7 protein-coding genes and 1 pseudogene are annotated in these 9,377 nt (G+C 73.7%); 7 read left to right on the top strand and 1 reads right to left on the bottom strand.

What is annotated here, in order from left to right; all coding sequences use genetic code 11:
* Window positions 1-93: 93 nt before the first annotated feature.
* The 7 genes and pseudogenes from CWC38_RS09560 to CWC38_RS09530 all read left to right on the top strand — a co-directional run bounded on the left by CWC38_RS09560 (window position 94) and on the right by CWC38_RS09530 (window position 7,276).
* Window positions 94-1,095, top strand: a complete 1,002-nt coding sequence (locus tag CWC38_RS09560) for a TatD family hydrolase (protein ID WP_121846528.1) — start codon at window positions 94-96, stop codon at window positions 1,093-1,095.
* A gap of 44 nt (window positions 1,096-1,139) precedes the next feature.
* Window positions 1,140-2,015, top strand: a pseudogene (rsmA, locus tag CWC38_RS09555) (16S rRNA (adenine(1518)-N(6)/adenine(1519)-N(6))-dimethyltransferase RsmA); the annotation flags it as partial.
* A gap of 173 nt (window positions 2,016-2,188) precedes the next feature.
* On the top strand, window positions 2,189-3,211 hold the full coding sequence (locus CWC38_RS09550) for a 4-(cytidine 5'-diphospho)-2-C-methyl-D-erythritol kinase (RefSeq protein ID WP_121846526.1): 1,023 nt from the start codon (window positions 2,189-2,191) through the stop codon (window positions 3,209-3,211).
* Between the two features lie 121 nt (window positions 3,212-3,332).
* Entirely contained in the window at window positions 3,333-4,775 is a 1,443-nt protein-coding gene (locus CWC38_RS09545) for an RNB domain-containing ribonuclease (RefSeq protein WP_121846525.1), read from the top strand.
* Window positions 4,776-4,914: 139 nt separating this feature from the next.
* A complete protein-coding gene (locus CWC38_RS09540) occupies window positions 4,915-5,220 on the top strand; it encodes an antibiotic biosynthesis monooxygenase family protein (RefSeq protein ID WP_121846524.1) in 306 nt (101 codons plus the stop codon).
* Window positions 5,221-5,423: 203 nt separating this feature from the next.
* Window positions 5,424-6,062 (top strand): HD domain-containing protein, encoded by a 639-nt coding sequence (locus CWC38_RS09535; protein WP_121846523.1) that lies wholly within the window; start codon window positions 5,424-5,426, stop codon window positions 6,060-6,062.
* A 155-nt stretch (window positions 6,063-6,217) separates the two neighbouring features.
* Window positions 6,218-7,276, top strand: coding sequence for a GTP-binding protein (locus tag CWC38_RS09530; protein WP_121846522.1), 1,059 nt, complete (start codon window positions 6,218-6,220; stop codon window positions 7,274-7,276).
* Between the two features lie 9 nt (window positions 7,277-7,285).
* On the opposite strand, the gene CWC38_RS09525 is transcribed toward CWC38_RS09530, so the two are convergent.
* Entirely contained in the window at window positions 7,286-9,154 is a 1,869-nt protein-coding gene (locus CWC38_RS09525; RefSeq protein WP_121846521.1) for an ABC-F family ATP-binding cassette domain-containing protein, read from the bottom strand.
* Between the last annotated feature and the right edge of the window lie 223 nt (window positions 9,155-9,377).

The following is a 9,377-nucleotide window of genomic DNA, read 5'->3' as shown; positions in this document are numbered from 1 at the left end:
CTCAGGAAACTCCGGGGTGCGTGGGCATTGCCGGGCGGTCGGTGCGGTCGGTGCGGGAGCCGGGCGGGCGGCGTCGTCGCCTATCGTGGGGGCGTGATCGAGACAGCGCTGACCGAGTCCCTGTGGAGCCGTGGCCGACGGCCCGAGCCCGTGGCGGGCGAGACTCCCGCCGCGTACCGTCCCGAGTGCTATGCGCTCGCGGGTGACACCCCGAACGGGGAGGGCACCGAGCGGCGCGCGGACACGGACGTGCACGGGCAGAAGCGCAACCTCGTGTTCCCCGCGCTGCCCGAGCCGCTGCCGCACCCCGTGGTGGACAACCACACCCACCTGGACATGCAGGACGGCCGGGTGCGGGTGTCCGTGGTGGACGCGCTGGCCACCGCGCGGGACGCCTCGGTGGCGGGGCTCGTGCAGGCGGGGTGCGACGTCGAGTCCTCGCGCTTCGCCGTGGCCGCCGCGCAGGCGGTGCCCGGGGTGCTCGCCGCGGTGGCGCTGCACCCGAACGAGGCTCCGCAGCTCGCCCGCGCCGGGGAGCTGGAGGACGCGCTGCGCAGCATCGACGCGCTCGCCGCCGAGGACCGCGTGCGGGCGGTGGGGGAGACCGGGATGGACCGGGTGCACACCCCCGAGGAGGGACTGGCCGCCCAGGAGGAGTCCTTCCGCGCCCACATCCGGATGGCCAGGGAGCACGGGTTGGCCCTGCAGATCCACGACCGCGAGGCCCACGAGGACGTGCTGCGCATCCTGCGGGACGAGGGCGCGCCGGAGCGCACCGTGTTCCACTGCTTCTCCGGGGACCCGGAGCTCGCCGCGGTGTGCAACGAGAACGGCTGGTACATGTCCTTCGCCGGGACCGTGACGTTCAGGAACGCCAAGGCGCTGCAGGCCGCCCTGCGGGTGGCGGACCCGGCACTCGTGCTGTGCGAGACGGACGCGCCGTTCCTCACGCCCCACCCGTTCCGGGGCCGGCCCAACGCGCCGTACATGGTGAACTGCACGGTCCGCGGCATGGCCGGGATCCTGGAGACCGACCTGGAGACGCTGTGCCGGCGGATCTGGGACAACTCGCGGGCGGTGTACGGGGAGTTCTGACCCGCGTTCCGTGTGCTGCCGGGCCCGCCCCGTAGGATTGTCCGGTGACCGAGCACAGCACAGCCGGCCCGCTGCTGGGGCCCGCGGAGATCAGGGAACTCGCCGACACGGCGGGCATCCGCCCCACCAAGACCCTGGGTCAGAACTTCGTGATCGACCCCAACACCATTCGCCGCATCGTCGCGCAGGCCCACCTCTCACGGGACGAGCACGTCCTGGAGGTGGGGCCCGGGCTGGGGTCGCTCACGCTGGGGCTGCTGGCGGCGTCGTCGGCGGTCACGGCGGTGGGGGTCCACCCGCCGCTCGCCCGCCAGTTGCCGGAGACCGTGGCCCGCTTCTTCCCGGAGGCGGCGGGGCGCCTGCGCGTGGTGGAGGGCGACGCCGCCCGCGTGCGCGAGCTGCCCGGGGGCACCGATCCCACGGCGCTCGTGGCGAACCTGCCGTACAACGTGGCGGTGCCGGTGCTGCTGAACATCCTGGAGGTGTTCCCGTCCATCCGCCACGGGCTCGTGATGGTGCAGGAGGAGGTCGCGGACCGGCTGGCCGCGGGCCCCGGGTCGCGCGTGTACGGCGTGCCGTCCGTGAAGGCGTCCTGGTACGCGGACGTGCGCAAGGCCGGGGTGATCGGCAAGAACGTGTTCTGGCCGGCACCCAAGATCGCCTCCGGTCTGGTGCGCTTCGAGCGTCGCGAGCCCCCGGTGGCGGACCGCCTGCGGATTCCCACGTTCGCGGTGGTCGACGCCGCGTTCGCCCAGCGGCGCAAGACCCTGCGGGCCGCGCTCAGCAGCTGGGCGGGGTCCGGTGCGCACGCGGAGAAGATCCTGCGGGAGGCCGGGATCGAGCCCGCCCAGCGCGGGGAGAAGCTGGACGTGGCGGACTTCGCACGGATCGCGGAGGCATCCAACGCGGTGGCCGCGGACCGCGGGGACCCGGCCCCGCCCAGTGCCCCGGAGGACGAAACCGCCCCGATCGACACGGACGCCGCCAACCCCGCGGAGGAGCTCGCCGCGTCCGCTACCCCTGCCGTGCCGGGGGCAGCCCGGCCCGCGGCAGAGCCTGCCCGGCCCGTGACGGAGCCCCGCGAGGACCGGGCGTGAGCGGGCCTGCCACGCGGATCACCGCGAGCGCCCCCGCCAAAACCAACCTGCTGCTGCACGTGGGCAGCCCCACCCCGGACGGCTACCACCCGCTGGAGACCCTGTTCCTCGCGGTGGACCTGCGCGAGACCGTCACGGCAACCCTGGACCCGGCGCTCGCCCGGCGGGGCCCCGGCATCTCGGTCTCGGTGGAGGCGGCCCCCGGCAGCGCGTACGAGCGCATGGTCGCGGAGGGGGCGGCTCGGCTCTCGGACATTCCCTTGGACGCCGAGAACCTCGCGGTCCGTGCGGCGCTCGCAGTGTGCGAGGCGTGGGGCGTGGCGGTGCCCGGTCTCCAGCTGCACATCGGCAAGGCGGTTCCCGTTGCGGGCGGCATGGGCGGCGGCTCCGCGGACGCGGCGGCCGCGCTCGTCGCGGTGGACACGCTGCTGGCAGAGCACCTGGGCACGGCGGCGTCGTCCCCCGAGGAACTCGCCCGGCTCGGAGCGGAACTGGGCGCGGACGTCCCGTTCATGCTGCTCGGCGGTGCGGCCGTCGGACGCGGAACCGGCACCGAGCTGGAGCCCGTGGCCGCGGACGGCTCCCTGCACCTCGTCCTCGTCCCGCAGGACCAGGGACTCTCCACGCCCGCGGTCTACCGGGAGTGGGATGCCGAGCACGCGGTGGCCAGTGCCACGGAGGCCCCGGGCGGGGGCGTCGGCCTGGCGCCGGACCCGGTGCCTGCCGAGACCCTCGCCGCGCTCGCCGCGGCCGACCCGGACGCGCTCGCCGCCCGCGTGCGCAACGACCTGCAGGCCCCCGCCCTCCGCCTGCTGCCCGAGCTGGAGACCCTGCTCAACCACGGGGTGCAGCTCGGGGCGCTGGCGGGCTGGGTGTCCGGGTCGGGGCCCACGGTGTGCTTCCTCGCGCACTCGCGGGAGGCCGCCCGGCAGCTGGTCGGCGAGTTCGGCCGTGAGCGGCGTCGTGCCCTGGCGGTCACGGGCCCGGTCCCCGGCGCGCGGGTGGACTCGCGCGGATGAACCCGTGCCCGCGGGTGACGCGGGGCACAATCGGGACCAGACGCATGCGTACCACGGTTTCGAGAGCCGGCGCGTGCCCGGGGCCCACGGCTCCGGGCCCGTGACCGGGTGAGGAGTCCCCATGGCCATCCGACCGCAACAGGTCCGCCCCGTGCCCGCCCCGCTCGTCGCCGCGCTGGAGTCCCTGCAGCGCGAGCTGGGCATTCCCGCGGACTTCCCGGCCCCGGTGCACGACGCCGCCGCGGCCGCCGCTGCCTCGCCCCGCCTGCCGTCCCTGGACCGCACCGACCTGGAACTGGTGACCATCGACCCCCAGGGGTCCCGGGACCTGGACCAGGCGGTGTTCATCGAACGTGCCGGTGAGGGTTTCACCGTCTGGTACGCGATTGCGGACGTCGCCGCGTTCGTGACGCCGGGCGACCCCGTGGACCTGGAGGCGCACCGGCGGGGGCAGACCCTCTACGCCCCGCCCCGGCGCACGCCGCTGCACCCGCCGGAACTCTCCGAGGAGGCCGCGAGCCTGCTGCCGGACCAGCTCCGCCCCGCGGTGCTGTGGTGCCTGGGGCTCGACTCCCACGGCGAGCTGCGCAGCACGTCCGTGACCCGCGCCGTGGTGCGCAGCCGCGCCCAGCTGACGTACCGGGAGGTGCAGGAGCAGCTGGATGCGGGCACCGCCCCCGGCGCACTGCAGCTGCTGCGCACCGTGGGACAACTGCGGGAGCAGATCGAGCGCGAGCGCGGTGGCGTGAGCCTGCGGATCCCGGAGCAGGAGGTGGTGGTGGAGCAGGACCAGTGGCGCGTGGTGCACCGCAGCGCCCTGCCCGTGGAGGGGTGGAACGCCCAGGTCTCCCTGCTCACCGGCATTGCCGCAGCTCACCTCATGCTCGACGCCGGGGTGGGCCTGCTCCGGGTGCTCCCACCCGCCACGGACGCCGCGCTGCTGAAGCTCCGCGTGACGGCGGAGGCCCTGCGGATCCCGTGGCCGGAGGAGGTGTCCTACCCCGAGTTCGTGCGCGGGCTGGACCCGGGGACCGGGACCCACGCCGCCATGCTCTACGCCTGCACGCTGCTGTTCCGGGGTGCCGGCTACGCGGCCTTCGACGGCCGGCCGCCGGAGCAGAGCGAGCACTCGGCCCTGGCCACCCCCTACGCCCACGTGACCGCGCCGTTGCGCCGCCTCGTGGACCGCTACGGCAGCGAGGTGTGCCTGGCGCTGAGCGCCGGGCAGCCCGTTCCGGAGTGGGTGAGCCAGGCCCTCCCCGGACTGCCCGAGGAGATGGAGTCCTCGGCCCGCAGGGCCTCCGCGTACGAGCGGGGCATCGTGAACATGGTGGAGACCCTGGCGCTGTCCGCGCGCGTGGGCGAGGAGTTCACCGCCACGGTGGTGGATGCCAGGGAGGACGGCTCCAGGGGCACCATCATCATCCGCGACCCCGCGGTGGAGGCGTCGCTCAAGGTCCCGGGCCTGCAGCTCGGCGCCGAGGTCCGGGTGCGGCTGGTCAGCGCGGACGCGGCGGCGGGACGCAGCGTGTTCGAGCCGGTGGCGGGCGCGGCTGCCGGGTGACCGGCACGAACTGCGCTCTCCCGCCCCGGTGGAGAACACCGACGGCGAGCACTCCCGATCCTTGTGAGCGCACCCCCAGCACCCGCTCACCGTCCCGGCCTACAGTGGGACTCACCACCACAACCACCAGGAGGCTGACATGTCCGTCGTGAAGATCAACGCCATCGAGGTGCCCGAGGGCTCGGGCCACGAGCTGGAGGCGCGGTTCGCCGCCCGTCGGCACGCCGTGGACGGTGAGCCCGGTTTCGAGGGCTTCCAGTTGCTGCGTCCGGTGGCGGGGGAGAACCGTTACTTCGTGGTGACCACGTGGGCCACCCAGGAGGCCTTCGAGGCGTGGCGGGACGGCAACGCCAAGGCCGCCCACGCCGGTGGGGACCGCAAGCCCGTGGCCACCGGTGCCTCACTGCTGGAGTTCGAGGTCGTGGACCTCGGCGCCGCGGACTGAACCCACCGCCCGGGCCACGACGACGCCGCGCGCCCCTGCCCTGCGGGCTCCGCGGGACGGCACGAGGGCCGGTTGTGACTGGCACTGGACCGTCACGACGACGACGCTCGGCGCGGGCCCGCCGCCGCCCGTCGTCGTCGAGGACGCTGCCCGGCGGCGGCGCCCGCACCCATGAGATCACCCACTCGACCGAGGAGCACCCCATGACCGACACCGTTGCCGGGATCACCGTTCCGGACACCGCCCTGACCCGTGACATCACCGACTACGTCCGGGACACCGAGGGCGACCTGCTCTACCACCACTCGCGCCGCGTGTTCTTCTTCGGGGCGCTGATCGGGCAGGCGCAGGAGCTGAGCGTGGACCACGAGCTGCTCTACGCGGGCGCCATGTTCCACGACCGCGGGCTCACCGAGGACCACAGGGACTCCACCCTGCGCTTCGAGGTGGACGGCGCGAACGAGGTCTTCGAGTTTCTCATGGAGCGCGGCGCGTCCCGGGAGCGCGCGCACAGTGCCTGGCTCGGGATCGCCCTGCACACCACGCCCGGGATCCCCGAGTTCATGGCGCCGGAGGTCGCGCTCGTGAGTGCGGGGGTGGAGACGGACGTGCTGGGCCTGCACTTCGACACGGTGAGCGAGGAGCAGCGCCGCGCCGTGGTCGAGGCCCACCCCCGGCCGGACTTCAAGAACCGGATCCTCTCCGCGTTCCACCACGGCATGGCCCACCGTCCGGGCTCCACGTTCGGCACCATGAACGCGGACGTGCTGGAGCACTTCGAGCCCGGCTTCACGCGGGACGACTTCGTGGAGATCATCAAGGGCAACGACTGGGGCGAGTGAGTCCCCACGCCCTGTGCGGCCCCGTCCGGTTCTCCTCCGGGCGGGGCCGCGGCGCGTTCCACCCCCCCCGGATTTACATGCGAACGGTTATCATGTGAGCGGGGGTGAGTCGACGGCCGCCCCCGGCACAGCACACCGCACTCAGGGAGGCATCCATGGACCCGGTCGACGTCGTGGCGGTGGTGGGCGGCTGCCCCCCCGAGCGCTCGCACTTCGCGCGGGGGGTCGCTCGCAGCACGGGGCGCATGCCGATCCCGGCGCAGCGGCTCGCGGCGGCACCGGATCCCGTGGTGGAGGCGGTGGCCCTGGTTCCCTGGTGCTCCCGCGAACAGGGCGCCCTGGTGGAGTTCCCCGACCACGCGGACGTCACCGAGCTGATCGGGGCCTGCGCGCACCCCGGTTCACCCGCGGTCCTCACCGGCGTAGTCTGCGTGGTGGATGCGGCGCACGTGATGGCGGACCTCAACCGTGAGGACTGCGTGCTGCGACCCGCCGTGCCGCACGCCCCGTGGCACCAGATCGCCCGCGCCCTGCTGCACGTGATGAACGTGGAGTTCGCGTCCGCGGTGGTGCTCGTGAACTGGGAGTCGCTGGATACCCCGCAGCTGTCCAGCACCATGGCCCTGCTCAACCACCTGGCGCCGCACGCTCGGCTGCAGCTGCACCGCGGGGCGGCGGACGGGCGGGCCGCGGTCGAGTGGACGGCCGAGGCGCTGACGGACGGAACCCCCTACGACATCACCCAGGAGCGTGCCGGGTGGGTCACCCTGCTCAACGGCGAGCACGACCCCTTCATGGCCGACCCGCACGTCAGTGCCGTGCACTACGAGAACGTGCGGCCCCTGCACCCCGGGCGGCTCGAGCGGCTTCTGGAGCACCGCCTGGAGAACGGCGAGTTCGGCACCGTGCTGCGCTCGGCGGGCTTCTGCCGCCTGGCCACGCGCCCGGACGTCACCGCGCGGTGGAACCACGTGGGTCGGATGATCGCGTTCTCACCGCTCGCCGTGGACCAGGACCTGGGGGAGGAGGACGAGCTGCTCGCCCTCGGCCAGGACCTCGGGATCATCGGCCTGGACCTGGACGTCCCCGCTCTGACGGCTGCGCTCGACGACGCCGCCCTCACCGACGCCGAGTTCGCCGCCGGTCCCGAGGCGTGGTCCCTGTTCCCGGACCGCTTCCCGGCGTGGCCCACGGTCTCGGACCGCGCCGACTGAGTCCGGTCCCTACTGCTCCAGGGCCTCGCCCAGTTCGAGCCAGCGCAGCTCGAGCTCGTCCACGGTGTCCTGCAGCCCGGACTTGCGGGCGGCCAGCTTCCCCAGCCCCTCGAAGTCCGCGGGGTCCGCGGCGGCCATGGCCTCGTCCAGCTCCGCGACCTCGCCCTGCACCTTCTGCAGCTTGCGCTCCACGGCTCCCAGCTCCTTCTGGGCGGCACGCGCCTCGGCGCCCCCGAGCGCGGGACGGGACCGGGCGGCGTCGTCGGAGGACGGGGTGGCGCGGGGGGCGGCACCCGGGTCCGAGGAGGCCGCCAGGGGGTTGGAGGCCCCCGTGGAACCGGCCGCGGAACCGGAGGCCGCCGTGGAGGACAGCTGCAGGTACTCGTCCACCCCACCGGGCAGGTGGCGGAACCGGCCGTCGATCACGGCGTACTGCTGATCGGTCACGCGCTCCAGCAGGTAGCGGTCGTGGGAGACCACCAGCAGCGTGCCGGGCCACGTGTCCAGGAGGTCCTCCATGGCGGCGAGCATATCCGTATCGAGGTCGTTGGAGGGCTCGTCCAGGATCAGCACGTTGGGCTCGTCCAGCAGGATCAGCAGCAGCTGCAGCCGCCGCTTCTGCCCGCCGGAGAGGTCCTTGACCGGGGTCTTCAGCTGCGCGGAGGTGAAGCCGAGCCGTTCGAGCAGCTGCGTGGGCGTCATCTCCCTGCCACCGGTCACGTACGAGGTCTTCTTCTGGGCCACGACGTCCGAGACACGGTCCTGTGCCACATCCTTCAGCTCGTCCAGCTGCTGCGTGAGGGTGGCGATCCTGACCGTCTTCCCGCGCTTGACCCGCCCCGAGGTGGGCTGCACGTCCCCGGTGACGAGGCCCAGCAGGGTGGACTTGCCCGCGCCGTTGACACCCAGGATGCCCGTGCGCTCGCCCGGGGCGATGAGCCACGTGACGTCCTGCAGCACGCGGGTGGTGCCGGAGCCGTCCGCGGCAGGGAAGGAGACCGAGACGTCCTCGATGTCCACCACGTCCTTGCCCAGCCGGGAGACCGCCATGCGGGACAGGGAGACGGTGTCGCGCGGCGGCGGGACGTCCTCGATCAGCGTGTTCGCGGCCTCAATGCGGAACTTCGGCTTGGACGTGCGCGCGGGCGCCCCACGGCGCAGCCACGCGAGCTCCTTGCGCATGAGGTTCTGCCGCTTCTGCTCCACCACGGCGGCCTGGCGGTCCCGCTCCACGCGCTGCAGCACGTACGCCGCGTAGCCGCCCTCGAAGGGTTCGACCATCCGGTCGTGGACCTCCCACGTGTCCGTGCACACCGCGTCCAGGAACCAGCGGTCGTGGGTGACCACGGCGAGCGCGCCGGAGCTCCGCGACCACCGGGAGTTCAGGTGCTTGGCGAGCCACGTGATGCCGTCCACGTCCAGGTGGTTGGTGGGCTCGTCCAGGAAGATCACGTCCCAGTCCCCGGTGAGCAGGCTCGCGAGCGCCACGCGGCGCCGCTGCCCGCCCGAGAGCTGGCCCACGGGGGTGTCCCAGTCCACGTCCGCCACGAGCCCGGAGACCACGTCGCGCACCTTGGGGTCCGCAGCCCACACGTAGTCCGGGACGTCGCCCACCACGGCGTGGCCCACGGTCAGGTCCGGGTCCAGGGTGTCCGCCTGGTCCAGCATGCCCACGGTGGTCCCGGAGCGCACGGTCACCCGCCCGGAGTCGGGCCGGATGCGCCCGGCGAGCAGCCGCATGAGGGTGGACTTGCCGTCCCCGTTGCGGCCCACGATGCCGATCCTGTCGCCCTCGTCGATCCCCACCGTCACCGCGTCGAACACGGTCTTGGTGGGGTACTCCAGGTGTATGTTTTCTCCGCCGATCAGATGAGCCACCCGCCCAGGATACAAGCGCGCGGCGGGCTCCCCGGGTGCCGTCGGGCCGCCGTGCAGGGTCCCTGCCGCACCCCCGTCGGACGACGACGCCGCACGGCCGGGTGGGCAGGGCGCGGGCAGTTGCCCGGCCACCGGGGTGCCGGCACCGTGGCCACGTGATCCCCAGGGGCGCTTGGCCCGGTGCGCGGGCGGCGTCGTCGTCCGACGGGGGTGCGGCAGGGAC

It is taken from the genome of Kocuria tytonicola, assembly GCF_003687455.1.
In the GTDB taxonomy this organism is placed as follows: Bacteria; Actinomycetota; Actinomycetes; order Actinomycetales; family Micrococcaceae; genus Kocuria; species Kocuria tytonicola.
This window is presented reverse-complemented; position numbering and strand designations above follow the sequence as displayed.